Annotated in this window: 20 protein-coding genes; 17 read left to right on the top strand and 3 right to left on the bottom strand. The window is 65.6% G+C overall.

Annotated features, from left to right (window positions below; all coding sequences use genetic code 11):
- Nucleotides 1–59 precede the first annotated feature (59 nt).
- From AC56KL_RS21895 to AC56KL_RS21875, 5 genes are all read left to right on the top strand, one after another.
- Nucleotides 60–2,351, top strand: a complete 2,292-nt coding sequence (locus tag AC56KL_RS21895; protein ID WP_497182286.1) for an LPS-assembly protein LptD — start codon at nt 60–62, stop codon at nt 2,349–2,351.
- A gap of 81 nt (nt 2,352–2,432) precedes the next feature.
- Entirely contained in the window at nt 2,433–3,839 is a 1,407-nt protein-coding gene (locus AC56KL_RS21890; RefSeq protein ID WP_497182285.1) for a peptidylprolyl isomerase, read from the top strand.
- Nucleotides 3,840–3,848: 9 nt separating this feature from the next.
- Complete coding sequence (gene pdxA, locus AC56KL_RS21885) at nt 3,849–4,886, top strand: 4-hydroxythreonine-4-phosphate dehydrogenase PdxA (RefSeq protein ID WP_497182300.1); 1,038 nt, start codon at nt 3,849–3,851, stop codon at nt 4,884–4,886.
- Nucleotides 4,887–4,911: 25 nt separating this feature from the next.
- Nucleotides 4,912–5,679: a 16S rRNA (adenine(1518)-N(6)/adenine(1519)-N(6))-dimethyltransferase RsmA gene (rsmA, locus tag AC56KL_RS21880; RefSeq protein ID WP_497182284.1), complete on the top strand. Its 768-nt coding sequence runs from the start codon at nt 4,912–4,914 to the stop codon at nt 5,677–5,679.
- Nucleotides 5,680–5,988: 309 nt separating this feature from the next.
- Nucleotides 5,989–6,162, top strand: a complete 174-nt coding sequence (locus tag AC56KL_RS21875; protein WP_497182283.1) for a hypothetical protein — start codon at nt 5,989–5,991, stop codon at nt 6,160–6,162.
- Nucleotides 6,163–6,334: 172 nt separating this feature from the next.
- Here the strand turns inward: AC56KL_RS21875 and AC56KL_RS21870 are convergent, their stop codons facing one another.
- Entirely contained in the window at nt 6,335–6,988 is a 654-nt protein-coding gene (locus AC56KL_RS21870; RefSeq protein WP_497182282.1) for a hypothetical protein, read from the bottom strand.
- A gap of 16 nt (nt 6,989–7,004) precedes the next feature.
- A complete protein-coding gene (locus tag AC56KL_RS21865; protein ID WP_497182281.1) occupies nt 7,005–7,595 on the bottom strand; it encodes a hypothetical protein in 591 nt (196 codons plus the stop codon).
- Between the two features lie 265 nt (nt 7,596–7,860).
- On the opposite strand from AC56KL_RS21865, the gene AC56KL_RS21860 reads away from it, so the two are divergent.
- Entirely contained in the window at nt 7,861–8,571 is a 711-nt protein-coding gene (locus AC56KL_RS21860; protein WP_497182280.1) for an HAD family hydrolase, read from the top strand.
- 60 nt (nt 8,572–8,631) lie between these two features.
- Nucleotides 8,632–9,648: a heat-inducible transcriptional repressor HrcA gene (gene hrcA / locus AC56KL_RS21855; RefSeq protein WP_497182279.1), complete on the top strand. Its 1,017-nt coding sequence runs from the start codon at nt 8,632–8,634 to the stop codon at nt 9,646–9,648.
- Between the two features lie 208 nt (nt 9,649–9,856).
- On the opposite strand, the gene fur is transcribed toward hrcA, so the two are convergent.
- Nucleotides 9,857–10,285 carry a ferric iron uptake transcriptional regulator gene (fur, locus tag AC56KL_RS21850; RefSeq protein WP_497182278.1) on the bottom strand — a complete coding sequence of 143 codons (429 nt, stop codon included), beginning with the start codon at nt 10,283–10,285 and terminating at the stop codon, nt 9,857–9,859.
- Nucleotides 10,286–10,376: 91 nt separating this feature from the next.
- Between fur and AC56KL_RS21845 the strand changes: the two genes are divergently transcribed.
- The 10 genes from AC56KL_RS21845 (at nt 10,377) to AC56KL_RS21800 (ending at nt 20,989) form a co-directional block, all read left to right on the top strand.
- Nucleotides 10,377–11,000 (top strand): outer membrane protein assembly factor BamE, encoded by a 624-nt coding sequence (locus tag AC56KL_RS21845; protein WP_497182277.1) that lies wholly within the window; start codon nt 10,377–10,379, stop codon nt 10,998–11,000.
- Nucleotides 10,997–11,809: a 4-hydroxy-tetrahydrodipicolinate reductase gene (dapB, locus tag AC56KL_RS21840; protein ID WP_497182276.1), complete on the top strand. Its 813-nt coding sequence runs from the start codon at nt 10,997–10,999 to the stop codon at nt 11,807–11,809. Before AC56KL_RS21845 ends, dapB begins: the two co-directional genes overlap by 4 nt.
- Nucleotides 11,810–11,811: 2 nt before the next feature.
- On the top strand, nt 11,812–12,138 hold the full coding sequence (locus AC56KL_RS21835; protein ID WP_497182275.1) for a barstar family protein: 327 nt from the start codon (nt 11,812–11,814) through the stop codon (nt 12,136–12,138).
- A gap of 238 nt (nt 12,139–12,376) precedes the next feature.
- Complete coding sequence (leuS, locus tag AC56KL_RS21830; RefSeq protein ID WP_497182274.1) at nt 12,377–15,034, top strand: leucine--tRNA ligase; 2,658 nt, start codon at nt 12,377–12,379, stop codon at nt 15,032–15,034.
- A 3-nt stretch (nt 15,035–15,037) separates the two neighbouring features.
- The gene (locus AC56KL_RS21825; RefSeq protein ID WP_497182273.1) at nt 15,038–15,544 is read left to right on the top strand and encodes an LPS-assembly lipoprotein LptE; all 507 of its coding nucleotides are present in this window, start codon (nt 15,038–15,040) and stop codon (nt 15,542–15,544) included.
- Between the two features lie 14 nt (nt 15,545–15,558).
- The gene (gene holA / locus AC56KL_RS21820) at nt 15,559–16,572 is read left to right on the top strand and encodes a DNA polymerase III subunit delta (protein ID WP_497182272.1); all 1,014 of its coding nucleotides are present in this window, start codon (nt 15,559–15,561) and stop codon (nt 16,570–16,572) included.
- Nucleotides 16,573–16,695: 123 nt separating this feature from the next.
- Complete coding sequence (locus AC56KL_RS21815; protein ID WP_497182299.1) at nt 16,696–17,967, top strand: glutamate-5-semialdehyde dehydrogenase; 1,272 nt, start codon at nt 16,696–16,698, stop codon at nt 17,965–17,967.
- A gap of 14 nt (nt 17,968–17,981) precedes the next feature.
- Complete coding sequence (locus tag AC56KL_RS21810) at nt 17,982–18,395, top strand: CopD family protein (RefSeq protein ID WP_497182271.1); 414 nt, start codon at nt 17,982–17,984, stop codon at nt 18,393–18,395.
- A gap of 83 nt (nt 18,396–18,478) precedes the next feature.
- A complete protein-coding gene (locus AC56KL_RS21805) occupies nt 18,479–19,693 on the top strand; it encodes a THUMP domain-containing class I SAM-dependent RNA methyltransferase (protein WP_497182270.1) in 1,215 nt (404 codons plus the stop codon).
- Between the two features lie 6 nt (nt 19,694–19,699).
- Nucleotides 19,700–20,989 carry a multidrug effflux MFS transporter gene (locus AC56KL_RS21800; RefSeq protein WP_497182269.1) on the top strand — a complete coding sequence of 430 codons (1,290 nt, stop codon included), beginning with the start codon at nt 19,700–19,702 and terminating at the stop codon, nt 20,987–20,989.
- Nucleotides 20,990–21,057: the final 68 nt, after the last annotated feature.

Raw genomic sequence — 21,057 nt, 5'->3', positions numbered from 1 at the left:
CCATATAATAAGGGATTCATTCCAAAAATACCGCCCTTTATGGCGCTTGCAGATTCTCCATGAGCTGGTTTTCGGCCCACCCATTTCCCCCGCGACAAGCACGTGTACTGTATGTATTGGCAGGCGCCATCGCCGCCGCATCGGCGCCCGTATTTGCCCAAACCGATGCCCAGACTGTACCCCCCGTACCACAGCTCGCGTCGCACTCCGATGAACAGGACCTGCCGATCACGATCCGCGCCGAGGACATCAGCGGCCGCCCGGACCGCCAGATCAATCTCGAGCGCAATGTCGAACTGACACGCGGCCAGACCCGCCTGACGGCCGACAGCGCCTGCTACCTGCGCATCGAAGACCAGGTCACGGCGGTCGGCAACGTCAACATGTGGCGCTTCGGCGACCGCTACAAGGGCGACGAGCTGCAGCTGAATATGGAAACGGGCAAGGGCTACGTGCTGCGTCCCGAATACCGTTTGCAGCTGAATAACGCCCAGGGCAATGCCTCGCGCATCGACTTCCTGGGCGAAGACGTGGCGCTGGTGCGCGACGGCACCTACAGCACCTGCGAAGGGCCGGACCCGGACTGGTACCTCAAGTCCAGCACGCTGCGCCTGGACAGCGGCCGCGACGTCGGCCTGGCCGGCAAGACCGTCATCTATTTCAAGGACGTGCCGATCCTCGGCACCCCGGCCCTGTCGTTCTCGCTGTCGGGCGCGCGCCGCTCCGGCTGGCTGGCGCCCACGGCGGGCTTCGGCTCCAAGGGCAAGGCCGAGGTGATGGTCCCGTATTACTTCAACATCGCCCCCAACCGCGACCTGACGGTGTACCCGCGCATGATGTTCGACCGCGGCCTGCAGCTCGGCGCCACCGGGCGCTACCTGGGCGTGACCGAACGCGGCGCCTACAACGGCGAGACCCATATCGAGGGCCTGCGCAAGGACCGCGAGACCGGCGAAGACCGTTGGCGCGTCGACTCGGTCCACACCCAGGCCCTGGGTCCGGGCTGGTCCTACGGCTGGAACCTGCACGCGGCCTCCGACGACGAATACCCGAGCGACTTCTCGCGCACGGTGGCGGTCAGCGCCGAGCGCCAGCTGCTGCGCGAGCTGCGCACCGACTACAGCGGCCAGTACTGGAGCATCTCCGCGCGCGCCCAGAACTACCAGGTGCTGCAGGACCCGGCCGCGGCCACCAACCCGAGCCTGACGGTGCCGCGCCCCTACGACCGCCTGCCGCAGATTAACTTCCATTCCGGCCGCTACGACGTGGCCGGCTTCGACTGGGCCGTGGACGCCGAGGCGGTCAGCTTCTGGCACCCGGACCTGGTGCGCGGCAACCGCGCCGTGGCGGTGGCCCAGGTCAGCTATCCCTGGGTGCGTCCCGGCTACTTCATCACGCCGAAGTTCATTTCGCACCACAGCAAGTACGACCTGGATCCGCATCCTTCGGTCACCCAGCGCAAGCTGACCCGCAACCTGCACACCTTCTCGCTCGACAGCGGCATGGTGTTCGAGCGCGAGGCCACGCTGTTCGGCCGCGCCGTCACCCAGACGCTGGAGCCGCGCCTGTTCTACGTGCGCACCCCGTACCAGGACCAGAGCAGCTTCCCGGTCTTCGACACCGGCCGCGCGGGCTTCAACTACGCCCAGCTGTTCAGCGAAAACCGCTACGTCGGCCCGGACCGCGTGTCCGACGCCAACCAGCTGACCGCCGCCGTGGTGTCGCGCTATATCCAGGCCGACGGCGCCGAGCGCCTGCGCATGGCCTTCGGCCAGCGCATCTACTTCGACGAGCCGCGCGTGCGCCTGCCGGGCGAGCCGGTGCACCAGAGCCGTTCCGACGTGCTGGTGGCGGCATCGGGCCGCATTTCCGAGACCTGGAGCTTCGATAGCGGCGTACAATATGACGCGACCGGCAGCAACCTGTACAGCTCGAACCTGAGCATGCAGTGGCAGCCGGCCCGGATGAAGGTCCTGAACGCCGAGTACCGTTATCAACGCGGCAGCTTCCGCAACGTCGATTTCTCGGCGCAGTGGCCGCTGTCGGCGCGCTGGTACGGCGTGGGACGGGTCAGCTATGCGCTGCGTTCCTACACCGTGGGCAACGCGACGCCGGGGCGGGGCAAGCTGCTCGAGAGCCTCGTCGGTCTCGAGTACAAGGCCGACTGCTGGGTGTTCCGTTTTGGCGCGCAGCGTTTCGTGACCGCGGCCCAGACCACCTCGACGCCGATCTTCTTCCAGCTCGAGCTCAACGGCCTGTCGCGCCTGGGCCTGGGCAGCAACCCGCTCGAAACGTTCAACAAGAGCGTCCCGGGCTATACGCAGCTGAACACGAATGTCGGGCGTCGTTGATTTTTAAGGACGCCTTAACGGCCGGGGTATACACTCCTGGGCTGAACTGAATGATTATTCACCTGAATGAGTGCTTTTGAGATGACGCGTTCCACCCGTTTGCACACTACCAAGCTCGCCGCAGTCCTGCTGTGCGCGCTGACTGCGGGCCAGGTGCTGGCCCAGCGGTCCGGCGATCCGGCGACGCCGGCGGCAACGCCGGCCGCCAAGCCGGGCAGCGGCTTCCTGCCCCCGGCATCGAGCAGCGCCACGGTGATCGATTCGATCCATGTCGTCATCAATGACGAAGTGATCACCAAGAACGAGGTCCGCAACCGCGTGGCCCAGACCATGCAGAACCTGAAGGCGCGCAACGTGCAGCTGCCGGACACGGCGACCCTGGAGCGCCAGGTGGTCGAGTCGATGATCGTCGAGCGCGCGCAGCTCCAGCTGGCCAAGGAAATGGGCGTGCGCGTCGACGATCGCAGGCTCGACGCCACCATCGGCCGCATCGCCGAGAACCAGAAGATGTCGGTGCAGGAGATGCGCAACCAGATGGAAAAGGAAGGCCTGGCCTTTGGCCAGTTCCGGGAAGACATCCGCAACGAGATCATGCTGCAGCAGTTGCGCGAGCACGAAGTCGACTCCAAGATCCAGATCTCGGAAGCAGAAATCGACACCTACCTGGCTGCCTCCAAGGCGATGGCCGCCGAGCGCGTCGAGATGAACCTGGCGCAGATCCTGGTGGCCGTGCCCGAGAATGCATCGCCCGAGCAGATCGCCGCGCGCCGCGCACGCGCCGAGGAAGTGGCGCGCCAGCTGCGCACCGGCGCCGACTTCAGCAAGATGGCCGCCACCTATTCCGACGCACCTGACGCGCTGAAGGGCGGCGACATCGGCTGGCGCGACCCGGACCGCCTGCCGGAAGTCTTCGCCACCCAGCTGCGCAAGCTGAACAAGGGCCAGGTCACGCCGATCATCAAGACCAACGTCGGCTTCCACATCCTGCGGATGGCGGACAAGCGCAACCTGGCCGAGGCTGCGGCGGCCGAGAGCAACGTGGTGCAGAGCACCCGCGTCAGCCACATCCTCATGAAGCCGACGCCGACCATGACGGCGGACGAGGTCAAGAAGAAGCTGGTCGAACTGAAGGAAAAGGTCCTGAGCAAGGCCGCCACCTTCGAAGAGCTGGCGCGCCAGAACAGCATGGAACCGGGCAGCGCGGCCAAGGGCGGCGACCTGGGCTGGCTGGAGCCGGGCGACGCCGGTCCGGAATTCGACCAGGCGCTCTCCACCCTGAAGCCGGGCGAAATCTCGGACGTCATCGAGTCGCCGTTCGGCTTCCACATCCTGCGCGTCGTCGAGCGCAAGAGCGAAGACCAGAGCGCCCAGAAGCAGCGCAACGAGGCGCGCCAGGTGCTGCGCGAGCGCAAGATGCAGGAAGCGCTGGAAGACTGGATGCGCCAGGTGCGCGACCGCGCCTACGTCGAGTTCCGCGAGGAGCAGTAAGCCATGTCCATGCCGCAGGCAAGCCGCCCCACCCTTGCGGTGACGGTCGGCGAGCCGGCCGGCATCGGTCCGGAAATCTCGATCCGCGCGGCCTGGGCGCTGCGCGATTCGGCCAACTGCGTGCTGGTCGGCGACGCCGCCTTCCTGGCGCTCACCGCCAGCCTGATCGACCCTGACATCCGCCTGTCGGCCCTGTCGATCCAGGCGCTGCGCAACGGCGGCCTGCCGCACTTCGGCAAGGACCGGCTGGCCGTCATCGACGTGCCGCTCGCCGCCCACGTCATTCCCGGCACGCTGGACGCGAACAACGGCCGCGCCGTACTGGCCACCCTGGACCTCGCAATCGAGGGTGCGCAGGCCGGCTGGTTCGACGGCATCGTCACCGCGCCGCTCCAGAAAAGCACGATCAACGAGGCCGGGGTGGCGTTTTCCGGCCACACCGAATACCTGGCCGAGAAGACCGGCACGCCCAAGGTGGTGATGATGCTGGCAGGGCGGCCCGCGGGCGACCAGCCTTACCTGCGGGTGGCGCTCGCCACCACCCATCTACCGCTCAAGGACGTCCAGTCCGCACTCACCCGCGAGAACCTGGCCGAAGTCATCGATATCATCGACCGCGACCTGAAGGGCAAGTTCGGCGTCGCCGCGCCGCGCATCCTGGTCACCGGCCTGAACCCGCACGCGGGCGAGAACGGCTACCTGGGGCGCGAAGAGATCGAGGTCATCACGCCGGCGCTGGAAGAGGCGAGGGCGCGCGGCATCGACGTGCGCGGCCCGTACCCGGCCGACACCCTGTTCCAGCCCAAATACCTCGGCGAGGCCGACTGCGTGCTGGCGATGTACCACGACCAGGGTTTGCCGGTTCTGAAGTACGCCACTTTCGGACGCGGCATCAATGTCACGCTCGGCCTGCCCATCGTGCGCACCTCGGTCGACCACGGCACCGCGCTCGACCTGGCGGCCCGCGGACTGGGCCTGGCCGATTGCGGCAGCATGATGGAAGCGATCCGCGCCGCCATGCACATGGCCCTGGCTCGCAAGACTTGAAAAAACAAGCAACAAGAAAGCACACATGAAACACGTCGCACGCAAGCGCTTCGGCCAGAACTTCCTGACCGATAAACTCGTCCTGGACAACATCATCGACGCCATCGACCCGCGCCGCGGCGAAACGATGGTCGAGATCGGCCCCGGCCTGGCCGCCATGACGGCGCTGCTGCTGAAAAGCCTCGACCACATGCACGTGGTGGAACTGGACCGCGACCTGGTGGCGCGCCTGGAAAAAGCCTATCCGCGCGAGAAGCTCACCGTGCATTCGGGCGACGCGCTGAAGTTCGATTTCGGATCGATTCCCGTGCCGGAAGGGCAGAAGCTGCGGGTGGTCGGCAACCTGCCGTACAACATCTCGAGCCCGCTGCTGTTCCACCTGGCCGAGTTCGCGCCGCTGGTCGAGGACCAGCACTTCATGCTGCAAAAGGAAGTGGTCGAGCGCATGGTGGCCGAGCCGGGCACCAAGGCCTACAGCCGCCTGTCGGTGATGCTGCAGTGGCGCTATGACATGGACCTGCTGTTCATCGTGCCGCCCACTGCCTTCGACCCGCCGCCGCAGGTGGAGTCGGCGATCGTGCGCATGATCCCGAAGCGCGAAAAGCTCGAGGTGGATGGCGCCACGCTGGAAAAGGTGGTGGCCAAGGCCTTTTCCCAGCGCCGCAAGGTGATCCGCAACTGCGTGGCGGGGATGTTCACCGAAGCCCAGCTGGTGGAAGCCGGCATCGACCCGGGCGTGCGTCCGGAAGCGGTGGGCCTGGAGCAGTACGTGGCACTCGCCAACCTGCTCTGAGCCCAGCCGCCATCGATCGTAGGGTGGGTGGCTCCACCCTATAGCCTGCACAACGCTTCCCCTGAACGCCGCCCGCGCGTCCAACTCCCTGCAGCGCAGAGACAGTCTCGTTCCTCCCTGCCTGTCCCCGCAAGCTGCTACATTGCACCGCACAACGACCGCGCATCGCGCATTTCGTCCCTTCAGACGCCCTTTCCTGCAGTTCGTCGCAGTCCGCTGGAGCCCACCGGGCCCATTCGATAAAGTGCATCCATCGACAGCCGCAGGACATCCCGGGCGGCCAGCCAAACTACCTGAAGGAGCACACAAATGAACGTCCTCAAGAACATGGAAGCCATCTTCATCGCCACCCTGGTCCTCGCCGGCATCAGCACCTACGCGGAAGCCGCCACCAGCCGCGCGGCCGACGCCTACAATGCCCAGGTGTCGGTCGGCGCCCAGCAGGTCGCCGTCGTGAAGGTCAGCGCCAAGCGCCCGGCCTGATCGCCGCGGGCTGCCCGTCGTGCACGGGCGAAAAAAAAGCCCGCGGTGAGGCGGGCTTGAATCCAATTCTTTTCTGAGGAGAGTTGGAGGAGACAGGAGCGATTATGCTGCGTCACAGCATATAAGTCCAATTTCCCTTTCAAATACGTGACATTCGTTTATCGCATATCTCTCAGCGCGGGACGCAGACGACGTTGATGTTCGTCACCGCAGCATCGCCCATCGTGCCGGCCGGGTTCTCGACGGTGCAGAAGCGGCCGGTCGGCTGGGTCACCACGAACACGCCATAGGTCTGGCCGTAGGGCACCGACAGCAGCATCTGGTAGTCGAAGGCCGCGCCGGTGGTATTCGTCTCGGCTGCGATCAGCGCGGTGGAGCCGGTGGTGCTGCCGTTGGCCAGCACCAGGCCCTTGTTGTCCTTGGTCAGGCCAGTCACCTTGCCGCCGATGGCGTAGGCATTGACCGAGCAGATGAAGCGCGCATTGATCTGCGCCAGCTGGCCGGCCGTGCCGTAGGTAGTACGGAGATAGCCGGTTTCTTCCGGCGCGCCGCAGGTCTGGTGCGCCGGCGGGGTCTTGACGGTGATCCTGAACTCGTCGCCGTACTCGAGCTTGTTCGGGAAGACGAAGGACACCGGATCGCCGGCCTTGGCCGGCGGCGCGACGGGCAGGTCGGCGCCGTTGTTGGTCAGCACCAGGCCCGGGTACACCAGGCCCTCGACCGAGCCTGCCACCGTATAGTTATCATCGTCGCCACCGCCCCCGCAGGAAGCGAGGCCCAGCGCCATTGCCAGCACGCCGGCCGGACGGATCAGGTAAGACTTCATTCAGCTTGCTCCAGGATTAAGTGCGCGGACCGCAGGTCACGGCCACGTTGGTGATGTCGGCCTGGCCCACGGTGCCGGCGGCGTGGGCGATCGTGCAGGTCTGGTTGTCGGGCTGGGTCAGGATGGTGACGCCATAGGGCGCGTCTTCGCTGACGGTGGCCATCGTGAAGCCGGTGGCGCCGGCAGGAACCGGTACGCGGTCCGGGCCGTTGACCAGCACCAGGTTGTTGCCGGTCAGGCCGGTGATCGTGCCCTTCAGCGCGTGCTGGCGGATCTTGCAGTTGACGACGATGTTGGTGACGTGGAAGGCCACCTTGCCCGCGCCGTTGATCACGTCGCAGCCCGATGCGTTGCTCGGGGGCGTCTTGACGGTGACGTTGTAGCTGGAATCGGATTCCGCCAGTTCCGGGAAGCGGAAGCCACCGAAACCGCCATTGGTCGGGGCAATCGCCAGGTCCGCGCCGCCATTGTTTTGCAGAACCAGGCCCGGCTTGGTCACGCCGCTGAACTCCCCGCTGATGAGCAGGTCGCCATCGCTGCCGCCGCAGGCGGACAGCACCAGCGCGCATGCCAGTGCAGCACCGGCACGCAGGTACGAACTCTTCATAATTTCTCCAAAAAATCTCACTGGTGGACGTGCATGCGTGTGCTAATGACAAGAGGACACGCGGCTGGGCGATCGTCGCCCACACTCTATCGCCCGACATTTTAGTCCATTTGGCAAGCAGCTGGACGGTTTGCCTTTGTATCACGGTGTAACCGCCGGTAGTGCCTACCTCGGCGGATGCCGATTCGTCAAAGCGGCGCCGGATTGATTTCTACCGGCGTGCTCGCTATCCTTGGCTCGAGCATTCATCTTTCGCCGACCAATCATGATCCAACGCCGCGCCTGGCCCAAAGCCGTATTGTTCGACCTCGACGACACCCTGTGGCCGATCGCCCCGGTCATCCTGGAGGCCGAGCAGATCCTGTTCGCCTGGCTGCGCGAGCATGCGCCGCGGGTGGCGCAGCAATTCACGATCGAGACGCTGCGCCAGGCCCGGCTCGAGCTGCTGGCGCGCCGGCCGGAATTCCAGCTCGACCTCGGCGCCCTGCGCCGCGCCGGCCTGATTGCCGCTTTCGAGCAGGCCGGCGAGGACGCGGGCAAGGTGGAACTGGCGATGACCGAGTTCTTCGCGGCCCGCAATGCGGTGATTCCCTACGACGACGTGCTGCCCGGCCTGCTGCGCCTGAAGGGGCGGGTGCGGCTCGGCTCCGTCACCAATGGCAACGCCGACCTGCAGACGATCGGCCTGGCGCGCCATTTCGACGCCTCGGTGGCCGCCCCCGGCTTCGGCCTGGCCAAGCCCGACCCGCGCATCTTCCTGGAAGCCTGCCGTCTGCTCGGGGTGGCGCCGCAGGAAGCGGTGTACGTGGGCGACGACCTGCTGCTCGACGTCGCGGGCGCCCAGGGCGCCGGCATGCGCGCGGTGTGGATGAACCGGGTAGGCAAGCTCAACGAGGCGCCGGAGCAGGTTCGTCCGGACGCCGAGGTGAGCAGCCTGGACGGCCTGCTGGACTGGCTCGGGCGCGAGCACGCCTGACTGGCGCCGCGCCCGGCCGAACGTGCATAATATGAGTTGACCTCCCGCTTTCCCCAACCCATGCAACTCGAACCTCGCGCCCAGACCCTGCTCAAAGCCCTCGTCGAACGCTACATCGCCGACGGCCAGCCGGTCGGATCACGCGCGCTGTCGAAGATTTCCGGCCTCGACCTGTCGCCGGCCACGATCCGCAACATCATGGCCGACCTCGAGGAAATGGGCTACGTGGCCAGCCCGCACACCTCGGCCGGCCGCATTCCGACGCCGCGCGGCTACCGCCTGTTCGTCGATACGCTGCTCACCGTGCAACACCTCGACGAGCACGCGGTCGGCGCCCAGAGCATGCGCCTGCCGAGCCAGCATCCGCAAAAGCTCATCGCCAACGCGGCACAGATGCTGTCTTCGCTGTCGCAGTTCGCCGGCGTGGTGCAGAGCCCGCGGCGCGAGTCCGTGTTCCAGCAGATCGAATTCCTCCGCTTGTCCGAAAAGCGCATCCTGCTGGTGATCGTCGATCCGCGCGGCGACGTGCAGAACCGCCTGCTGCTGACCGACGTCGACTACACGCCGGCGCAGCTGATCCAGTCGGCCAACTACCTGAACCAGACCTACGCCGGCCTGACCTTCGACGAGGTGCGCAAGCGCCTGGGCGGCGAGCTGCGCCAGCTGCGCGACGACATGGGCAAGCTGATGCAGGTGGCGGTGGAGGCGGGCAGCGAGGCGATGGCCGAGGGCGACGACATGGTGATCTCGGGCGAACGCAACCTGCTGTCGGTCTCGGACCTGTCCTCCAACATGAGCTCGCTGCGCCAGATGTTCGAGATGTTCGAGCAGAAGACCGGGCTGATGCAGCTGCTGGACGTGTCGAGCAAGGCGGGCGGGGTGCAGATCTTCATCGGCGGCGAGTCGAAGCTGGTGCCGATGGACGAAATGAGCGTGGTGACGGCGCCCTACGAGGTGAATGGCCGCATCGTCGGCACCCTGGGCGTGATCGGGCCGACGCGCATGGCGTACGAGCGGGTGATTCCGATCGTGGATATCACGGCGAAGCTGTTGTCGAATGCCCTGAGCCAGCCGTAAAAATGCCGAACAGGCCGGGTATTTGTAGGGTGGGCGGCTCCACCGGGAGACAGGTTCAGCCGCAATCGTGTCTGCCGCCCGCGCGTTCAAATCCCTTTTGATCAGGCAGAACGGCTGTTCGTGGGCTGGTCGAACGCGTGTGCGGCTTTGGCGGCCGCAGATTGGGCACGGTGCCGGGTGTAGCCGCACACCCTACGGTGATGTGGCGTCAGCCCTTGCGCGGACAGCCCACTTTTACGCAGTTGCCATAAATCGCCAGCGAATGCTCGGCAATCTTGAACCCGCGCTCCACCGCGATCTTGTGCTGGCGCGACTCGATCTCTTCATCGAAGAACTCTTCCACGTGGCCGCAGTCCAGGCAGACGAGGTGGTCATGGTGCGAGCCGGCGTTGAGCTCGTAGATGGCCTTGCCGGTCTCGAAGTGGTTGCGGTTCAGCAGGCCGGCCTGCTCGAACTGTGTCAGCACGCGGTAGACGGTGGCCAGGCCGACGTCCATGTTGTCGGCAAGCAAGATTTTGTAGACATCTTCCGCCGTCAGGTGCCGCACGGAGCTGTTCTGGAAGATTTCCAGGATTTTCAGGCGCGGCAGGGTTGCCTTCAGTCCGCTGGCCTTGAGGTCGGAGGGGTTGTTACTCATGGAGGACGCTCACGTTTCTTGCTCGTAGTTTGGCATAGTGCTTTATGATATAGCGTTTTGGAGCTCCCGCTCAAACGTTTTGAGGTTACCTATGCGCGTCAAACAAGCCGTTTTCCATCGCGATTTCAATCGATTCGCTGCCCGCGCAGCACTCGCGGCGGGTATCGCCTGCACCCTGGTGCTGTCCGGCTGCGCGTCCTGGCGCAACCAGACGCGTCCGGCTGCCCCGGTGGAGACGGACCCGGCTTCCATCGTTGCCGACGCACAGAAATCGGCTGCCACGGCCAACGCCGGCGCCCAGACCGTCCAGGCCACCAAGCTGCAGAAGTTCATGTGGGTCTTCTCGCCCTACCGTCCCGATATCCAGCAGGGTAACTTCGTCTCGGCCGAAATGCTGGCCCAGCTGAAGGTCGGCCAGACCCGCGACCAGGTCCGCTTCATCCTCGGCGGCCCGCTGCTCACCAGCGTGTTCCACGACGACCGCTGGGATTTCCCGTTCTACCTCGCGCGCGGCAACGGCGAGCTGACCACCAGCCGCGTTTCCGTGTTCTTCAAGGACGACAAGGTCGAGCGCTTCGAAGGCGGCAACCTGCCGACCGAGCGCGAATACATCGACCGCATCGCCGGCCCGGCCAAGGTAAGCAACAAGGCCAAGCAGGAAACCCGTCCGGTCGAGGCGCCCAAGGTCGGCGGCGCCCCGGTCGTCCAGCCATGACCAGGAAGTTGAAAGTCGCTGTCGCCGGCGCCAGCGGCCGCATGGGCCGCATGCTGGTCGAAGCGATCGGGGCCGCGCCCGACGCCGAGCTGGCGGGCGCGCTGGACGTCGCGGGTTCGCCCCATATCGGCCAGGACGCCGGCGCCTTTGCCGGCCAGCTGACCGGCGTGACCATCCAGTCGGACCTGGCTGCCGCGCTGAAGGACGCCGACGTGCTGATCGACTTCACCCGTCCGGAAGGCACGCTGCAGCACCTGGCCTACTGCGCGGCCAACGGGGTGCAGCTGGTGATCGGCACCACCGGTTTCGACGAGGCCGGGAAGGCCGCGATCCGCGCGGCCGGCGAGCAGGTCGGCATCGTGTTCGCTCCCAACATGAGCGTGGGCGTGAACGTGACGCTCAAGCTGCTGGAAATGGCGGCGAAGAGCTTCAGCGAAGGCTATGACATCGAGATCGTCGAGGCGCACCACCGCCACAAGGTCGACGCACCGAGCGGCACCGCGCTGAAGATGGGCGAAGTGATCGCCGGCGCCCTGGGACGCGACCTGCAGGAATGCGCCGTCTACGGCCGCGAAGGCGTGACCGGCGAGCGCGACCCCTCGACCATCGGCTTCGCCACCGTGCGCGGCGGCGACGTGGTGGGCGACCATACCGTCATGTTCCTCGGCACGGGCGAGCGCATCGAGATCAGCCACAAGTCGAGCAGCCGCGTCACCTACGCGCACGGCGCCCTGCGTGCGGCCCGCTTCCTGGCGGGCAAGCCGCATGGCCTGTTCGGCATGGACGACGTGCTCGGGCTGAAGGGCTGAGCATGGCCGTCGTCGAACTGAGCGGCGCCGCCATCGTCGACGAGGCCGCCTTTCACCAGGAATCGCGGCGCGCATTCGGCTTTCCCGCGTCGTACGCCGAGTCGATCGATGCCTGGGTGGACTGCATGAGCTACCTGCGCGATGACGAGAACATGACCAGCTTCCGGCTGAAGCCGAACGAGGTGCTGGAGATTGTCGTCCTTGACTCCGACAAGATGAAGGCGGCCGTGCCAGATCTGCTGGAGGAGATCGCCTTTTGCGTGGGCGGCATCAACGAGCGCTATGAGGATTACGGCGAGAAGCCGGCGCTGAAGCTGACGCTACGGTAGGGTGGTCGGCTCCGCCGACCGCGCGTTCAACTCCCCTCCGCTTTGACGTGCGGCTGTTCATGCTCCGGCTGAACGCGCGTTCGGCATAGCCGAACACCCTACTTGAGAGCAAACCAACTTAACCGTCATCCCTGCTCCGGCGGGCATGGCGGTTTTTTCATGGCCTCAGCCTTTCGCCGCAGTGCAATACGAACCAGTATAATGTCCGGTTCCACCCCTCATTACGTCTGCAGAAATCATGCAAGAAAAATATAGTCCAGCCGAAGTAGAACAGGCCGCCCAAGCCTACTGGAAGTCGATCGACGCCTACAAAGCCGTCGAGAACGACCCGCGTTTCCCGAAGGGCAAGTATTACGCCTGCTCGATGCTGCCTTACCCGTCGGGCAAGCTGCACATGGGTCACGTGCGCAACTATACGATCAATGACGTGATGTACCGCTACCTGCGGATGAACGGCTACAACGTGCTGATGCCGATGGGCTGGGACGCCTTCGGCATGCCGGCCGAGAACGCGGCGATGGCGAACAACGTGCCGCCCGCCGAGTGGACCTACTCGAACATCGCCCACATGCGCGGGCAGATGGAATCGATGGGCCTGGCCATCGACTGGTCGCGCGAGATGACCGCCTGCAAGCCGGAATACTACAAGTGGAACCAGTGGATGTTCCTCAAGATGCTGGAAAAAGGGATCATCTACCAGAAGACCGGCACCGTGAACTGGGACCCGGTGGACCAGACCGTGCTGGCGAACGAGCAGGTGGTGGACGGCCGCGGCTGGCGCTCGGGCGCGCTGATCGAGAAGCGCGAGATCCCGATGTACTACGTGCGCATCACCGAGTACGCGGACGAGCTGCTGGACTACGTGGACAACAAGCTGCCGGGCTGGCCGGAGCGCGTGCGCATCATGCAGGCCAACTGGATCGGCAAGTCGACCGGGGTGCGCTTCGCCTTCCCGCACGAGATCAAGGACGAATCGGGCGCCCTCATCAACGAGGGCAAGCTGTACGTCTTCACCACCCGCGCCGACACCATCATGGGCGTGACCTTCTGCGCCGTGGCGGCCGAGCATCCGCTGGCCCAGCACGCAGCGAAGAACAATCCGGAACTGCAGGCCTTCATCGCCGAATGCAAGCTGGGCTCCGTCATCGAAGCCGACATGGCGACGATGGAAAAGAAGGGCATGCCGACCGGCCTCACCGTCACCCACCCGGTCACGGGCGAGCAGCTGCCGGTCTGGGTCGGCAACTACGTCCTGATGACCTACGGCGACGGCGCCGTGATGGGCGTGCCGGGCCACGACGAACGCGACTTCGGCTTCGCCACGAAATACAATCTGCCGATCAAGCAGGTGGTGGCGGTCGAAGGCCAGGCGTTCTCGTTAGAGGGCTGGCAGGAGTGGTACGGCGATAAGGAGCACGCCGGCACGGCGGGCGGCAAGCTGATTAATTCGGGCAAGTACGACGGCCTCGACTACATCGCCGCCGTCAATGCCGTGGCGGGTGATCTCGCAACCCAGGGCCTGGGCGACAAGAAGGTCACCTTCCGCCTGCGCGACTGGGGCATCTCGCGCCAGCGCTACTGGGGCACCCCGATCCCGATGATCCACTGCGGCGACTGCGGCGCCGTGCCGGTGCCCGAGCAGGACCTGCCGGTCGTGCTGCCGGAACACCTGGTCCCGGACGGCACCGGCAACCCGCTCAACAAGGACGAAGCCTTCCTGGCCTGCTCCTGCCCCAAGTGCGGCAAGCCTGCGCGCCGCGAGACCGACACGATGGATACCTTCATCGACTCATCCTGGTACTACATGCGCTATACCTCGCCGGGCTCGAACGAGGCCATGGTCGACGCCCGCAACGATTACTGGATGCCGATGGACCAGTACATCGGCGGCATCGAGCACGCCGTCATGCACCTGCTGTACGCGCGCTTCTGGACCAAGGTGATGCGCGACTTCGGCCTGCTCAAGTTCGACGAGCCTTTCGTCAACCTGCTGACCCAGGGCATGGTGCTGAACGAGACCTACTACCGTGAAGACGCATCCGGCAAGAAGACCTGGTTCAACCCGGCCGACGTCGAACTGACCTTCGACGACAAGGGCCGCCCGCAGAGCGCGACGCTGAAGTCGGACGGCCAGCCCGTGAACATCGGCGGCACCGAGAAGATGTCGAAGTCGAAGAACAACGGCATCGACCCGCAGGCGCAGATCGAGCAGTACGGCGCCGACACCGCGCGCCTGTTCACCATGTTCGCCTCGCCGCCGGAGCAGACCCTGGAGTGGTCGAACAGCGGCGTGGAAGGCGCGAGCCGCTTCCTGCGCCGCGTCTGGGCCTACGGCTACGCGCAGCGCGAGCGCATTGCCGCGGCGTTGGCCGGCCAGCAGCAAGGTTCGCTCGATGATGCGCAGAAGACCCTGCGCCGCGAAGTGCACAAGGTGCTGCAGCAGGCCGACTACGACCTGAAGCGCATCCAGTACAACACGGTCGTTTCGGCCTGCATGAAGATGCTCAACACCCTGGAGTCCAGCAAGCTCGCCGAAGGTGTGGCGTCCGGCGCGGTGATCGCGGAAGGCTTCTCGATCTTCCTGCGCCTGCTGAACCCGGTGGCGCCGCACATCACCCACGCGCTGTGGCAGGACCTGGGCTATGCCGCCGTCTACGGCGACATCCTCAATGTGCAGTGGCCGGAAGTGGACCCGGCCGCGCTGGAACAGTCCGAGATCGAACTGATGATCCAGGTGAACGGCAAGCTGCGCGGTTCGGTCAAGGTGGCGAAGGATGCCGACAAGGCGTCGATCGAAGCGGCCGCGCTGGCCGAGGAATCGGTGCAGAAGTTCATCGAAGGCACGCCGAAGAAGGTCATCGTCGTGCCGGGCAAACTCGTCAACATCGTGGTGTAAGCGATGAAGACCATCGTGGTGCGCACTCTCGCTGTACTCCTGCTGCTTGCAAGCGTTGCCGGTTGCGGCTTCCAGCTGCGCGGCTCGAACGGCCAGTACAACATGCCCTTCCAGAGCATCTACCTGGCCTTCCCCGAGACTTCGCCGCTGGGCACGGAGCTCAAGCGCAACCTGCGCGCGGGCGACGCCGTGCGCATCGAGAACGACGCCTCGCGTGCGCAGGCCGTGTTCGACGTGCTGTCGGAATCGCGCGGCAAATCGATCCTGTCGCTGAACAGCCTGGGCCGGGTGCGCGAATATTCGCTGAGCTACACGCTGGTGTTCCGCGTGCGCGACGCGAACAACAGGGAACTGTTGGGCCCGACCGAGATCACCCTGCGCCGCAACATCGCCTTCGACGAATCGCAGGTGCTGGCCAAGGAATCGGAAGAGGTGCTGCTGTACCGCGACATGCAGACCGACCTGGTGCAGCAGATCCTGCGCCGCCTGGCCGCCATCAAACCTGTCTGACCTGGAACCGAAGCATGCAACTGCGGCCTGAGGCCCTCGAGGGTCACCTGGCCAAGGGCCTTGCGCCCTTGTACGTGATCACCAGCGACGAGCACCTGCTCGCGCTGGAGGCGGCCGACCGCATCCGCAAGACCGCACGCGCGCAGGGCTACACCGAGCGCGACGTGCTCACGGTCGAGCGCACCTTCAAGTGGGGCGAACTGCTGGCGGCGAACCAGGCCATGTCCCTGTTCGGCGACAAGAAGCTGATCGAGCTGCGCATCCCGGGCGGCAAGCCGGGCAAGGACGGCAGCGCCGCCCTGCAGGCCTACGCGAAGGACCTCGGCCCCGACAACCTGACCCTCATCACCCTGCCCAAGCTGGACTGGCAGACCGCCAAGGCCTCGTGGGTGACGGCGCTGCAGCAGGCCGCGGTCTACATCGAGATCCCGATCGTCGAACGTCCGCAGTTGCCGGGCTGGATCGGCATGCGCTTGTCAAGCCAGGGACAGAGCGCCGAGCGCCAGAGCCTGGACTTCATCGCCGACCGCGTGGAGGGCAACCTGCTGGCGGCGCACCAGGAAATCCAGAAGCTCGGCTTGCTGTACGAGCCGGGCAAGCTCAGTTTCGAACAGGTGCAGGACGCCGTGCTCAACGTGGCGCGCTACGACGTGTTCAAGCTGTCCGAGGCGATGCTGGCGGGCGATGCGGCGCGCCTGGCGCGCATGCTCGACGGATTGAAGGGCGAGGGCGAGGCGCTGCCGCTGGTTTTGTGGGCCGTCAGTGAAGAAATCCGCACGCTGCTAAAATTGAAATCCGGGATGGCGCAGGGCCGCCCGCTGGGCGCGCTGCTGAAGGAATCCCGCATCTGGGGTCCGCGCGAGCGGATGATGGAGCCGGCGCTGCGGCGCGTGTCGCTGGCGACGCTGGAAGCGGCGCTGCAGGAGGCGGCGCAGGTGGACCGGATGGTCAAGGGTTTGCGCGCGAAGGCGTTTGCGGGGGATGCGTGGGACGCCATGCTGCAGCTGGCCCTCAGGGTTGCCAGGTAGGGGGTTCGGCTCCGCCGAACGCGCGTTCAACCGTACCGTGAATTGACGCGGCTCGGCCATTCCTGCACTGGCTGAACGCGCGGTCGGCGAAGCCGACCACCCTACGTACAACCAATACGGGACATTGCGATGGACATCACCGAACACATGCACTCGATGGGCCGCAAGGCGCGCGACGCCTCGCGCGCCATGGCCCGCGCCGACGGCGCCACCCGCAACCGCGCGCTGCTCCTGATCGCCGACGCCATCGAGCGCGACGCCGCCGTGCTGCGCGCGGCCAATGCGCAGGACATGGACGCCGCCCGTGCCGGCGGCCTGGAACCGGCGCTGCTCGACCGCCTCGCGCTGTCCGACGGCGCCATCAAGACCATGGTCGAGGGCCTGCGCCAGATCGTCACGCTGCCCGATCCGGTGGGCGAGATCACCAACATGAAGTCGCGGCCGAGCGGCATCCAGGTGGGACAGATGCGCGTGCCGCTGGGCGTCATCGGCATCATCTACGAGGCGCGCCCGAACGTCACGGTGGACGCGGCCGGCCTGTGCATCAAGAGCGGCAACGCGGCCATCCTGCGCGGCGGCTCGGAAGCGATCCACTGCAACCGCGCGCTGGCGAAACTGGTGAGCGAAGGCTTGACCAGCGCCGGCCTGCCGCTGGATGCGGTGCAAGTGGTCGACACGGTCGACCGCGCAGCCGTGGGCGCCTTGATTACCATGCCGCAGTATGTGGACGTGATCGTCCCGCGCGGCGGCAAGGGACTGATCGCACGCCTGATGGCAGAGTCCACGGTCCCGATGATCAAGCACCTGGACGGCATCTGCCACGTCTATATCGACGACAAGGCCGACATCGCCAAGGCGCTGCCGGTAGCCTTCAACGCCAAGTGCCACCGCTACGGCACCTGCAACACGATGGAAACCCTCCTGGTGGCGCGCGCCATCGCGCCGTCCGTGCTGCCGCAGCTGGCAGAGTTGTACAAGACGAAGGAAGTCGAGCTGCGCGCCGACGCCGAGGCACATGCGATCCTGGCCGGCTACCCCTGGCTGGCGCGTGCGACCGAGCAGGACTGGAGCACCGAATACCTGGCGCCGATCCTGGCGATCCGCGTGGTGGAAGGGCTGGATGGCGCGATCGACCACATCAACACCTGGTCGTCGAAGCATACTGAAGCCATCATCACCGAGGACTACAGCGCCGCGCTGCGTTTCCTGCGCGAGGTGGACTCGGCCTCGGTGATGGTGAACGCCTCGACCCGTTTCGCGGACGGCTTCGAATACGGGCTGGGCGCGGAGATCGGCATCTCGAACGACAAGCTGCACGCGCGCGGACCGGTCGGGCTGGAGGGCCTGACCTCGCTCAAGTATGTCGTGTTCGGGCACGGCGAAGTGCGTCATTAACTAAAAGGACCAGCATGTATCTCTGGATCAAGGCCCTGCACATCGTCTTCATCGCCTCGTGGTTCGCCGGACTGTTCTACCTGCCGCGCATCTTCGTGAACCTGGCGCAGGAAACCAACCCGGCTGCGCTGGATCGCCTGCTGGGCATGGGACGCCGTCTGTACCGCTTCACCACGATCCTCGCGCTGCCCGCGCTGGTGCTGGGCCTTTGGCTGTGGCTGGGCTACGGCATCCGGGGCGGCTGGCTGCATGCGAAACTGGCGCTGGTAGTCGTGACGATCGGCTACCATCATGCCTGCGGGTCGCTGCTGAAGAAGTTCGAGCGCGGGGCGAATGTGCGCAGCCACAAGTGGTATCGCTACTTCAATGAAGTGCCGGTGCTGCTGTTGCTGGCGATCGTGATCCTGGTCGTCGTGAAGCCATTTTGAACAGCATCACCCCATAGTGAAGCCGCCGGTGCGGACCGGCGGCGCCTGAATCATTTTTTATCAACGGACAAAGGGTACCCCTCATGGCCTCATATTTCTGCCCATGCCCGCGCGGCATGGAAGCGGCGCTTGCCGAAGAACTGGGTGAAATCGCCCAGCAAAGCACCACGATGCGCGTGCATAACCAGGTGCCTGGCGGTGTGCACTGCTCCGGCTCGATGGTCGACGCCTACCGCATCAACCTGCATTCGCGCATCGCCTCGCGCGTGCTCATGCGCATGGGCCAGCGCAGCTACAACAACGAGAACGACATCTATGACCTGGTGCTCGAGCAGCCCTGGGAAGACTGGTTCGGCGTTGACCACACCATCCGCGTCGACGTCACCGCCGTCAAATCCCCGCTGAAGAGCCTCGAGTTCACCACGCTCAAGATCAAGGACGCCGTCTGCGACCGCTTCCGCGACCAGTTCAACAAGCGTCCCTCGGTGAACACCCGCGAGCCGGACATGCGCATCGTCGGCTTCCTCGACCAGCGCAACTTCATCATCTACCTCGACACCTCGGGCGAAGCGCTGTTCAAGCGCGGCTGGCGCGAAGAGACCGGTGACGCGCCGCTACGCGAAAACCTGGCCGCAGGCATGTTGCGGGTGGCGGGCTGGAAGCCTGGCGTGCCACTGTTCGACCCGATGTGCGGTTCCGGCACCATCCTGGTCGAAGCGGCCCAGATGCTGCAGGGGATTCCCCCGGGCGCGCGGCGCCGCTTCGCTTTCGAGAAATTCGCCGACTTCGACCGCGAGGCCTGGGCCGCGCTGAAGGCGGAGATCAAGCCGAACCCGCTGCCGGGCGAGCCGACCATCTTCGGTTCCGACATCTCGGGCGACATGGTCGCGATGACGCGCCACAACCTGAAGATCGCCGGCATCCTGTTCGACGTGCCCTTGAAGCAGATCGAGGCCCAGCACGTGTCGCCGCCGACGAGCGAGCCTGGCGTCATGCTGACCAATCCGCCGTACGGCGAACGCATCGGCGTGCGCGGCGATTCCACCGTGCCGCAGGACGAGATGGCGGTGTCCTTCTACTCCGCGCTCGGCACCACGCTCAAGCAGCGCTTCGCCGGCTGGACCGTCTTCCTGTTCACGGCCGACCTGCAGCTGCCCAAGCTGCTGCGCCTGAAGGAATCGCGCAAGACCCCGTTCTTCAACGGTGCGCTCGAATGCCGCCTGTTCCGCTTCGACATGGTGGCCGGCTTCAACCGACGCGAGGAAGCGAAACCCGCAAAGCCGAAACAGGAGCAATAAGACCCCATGCTGCCGCCGACCGACCCCGACGACTTGCCGAAGGATCCGGTCACGCCGGTTCCGCTGCCCCCGCCCCTGAAAATCGCCATGCTGTCGGCCGGCGGGCTGGCAACGCTGCTGGCCGCGATGTCGATGCTGGGGCCGTTCTCGATCGACGCCTACCTGCCGGCTTTCCCGCAGATCCGCGCCGAGTTGAATGCCTCGGCGCTGGAAGTGCAGCAGACGCTCACCGCCTTCATGCTGGCCTTCGCCGGCATGGTGCTGTGGCATGGTGCGCTGTCCGATGCTTTCGGACGGCGCAACGTGGTCCTGTGCGCGCTGGTTGTGTTCGCGATCGGCACCTTCGGCTGTGCGGCGGCCAGCTCGGTGCATTACCTGTGGGTGTTCCGCATCATGCAGGGGGTGTCGGCAGGGGCGGGCGTGGTGGTGGGACGCGCCATCATCCGCGACCTGTATTCGGACGCCGCGGCGGCGCGCCTGCTGTCGATGGTGACCATGATCTTCTCGATCGCGCCGGCCATCGCGCCGGTGCTGGGCGGCTGGATCGTGACCCTGGCCGACTGGCGCGCGATCTTCCTGGCGCTGTGCGCCTATACCCTCATCCTGGGCTGGTTCTGCTGGAAGCACCTGCCGGAAACCGTGCCGCGCGAGAAGCGCCAGCCCTTCAACCCGCGCTTCCTGGCCCAGAGCTACGGCGCCATCTTCAGTTCCTTCCTGTTCCACATGAAGTCGGGCGTGGTGGCGCTGAACTTCGCCGGCCTGTTCCTGTACATCGCGTCGGCGCCGGTGATGCTGCCCGAGCACCTGGGCCTGGGCCCCTCGCAGTTCGCCTGGCTGTTCGTGCCGACCGTGAGCGGCATCTTCCTGGGCGCACTGGCGGCCAACCGCATGGCGGGCAAGCTGGGATTCGCGCGCCAGATCCGCATCGGCTTCTTCTTCATGCTGGGCGCGGTCACCTTTAACGTGACCTACCATAGCTTCCTGCCGCCCTCGCTGCCCTGGAGCGTGGCGCACATGTTCTTCTTCACCTTCGGCAGCTCGATCATCGCGCCCGGCGCCACGCTGATGGCGCTCGACCTGTTTCCCCACATCCGCGGTACCGTGGCCTCGTGCCAGTCCTTCGTGACCACGCTGGCGGGCGCGATCGTGGCCGGCGTGATCTCGCCGATGCTGTCGCATTCGGTGCTGTCGCTGGCGCTCGGCCAGGCCGGCTTCACGCTGCTGTCGATTGCGCTGTGGGCGACCGCCCGCCATTACCGCCGACAGAAGATCCGCGACGGCCACCCGATGCCCTGAGCCCCCGGCCGGGCGCCAGCCGCCCGGCAAAGCCACTTATGAAATACTATTTCAAATATGCATGCATA

The organism is Telluria sp. ZB4P34 (assembly GCF_059686055.1).
This window is presented reverse-complemented; position numbering and strand designations above follow the sequence as displayed.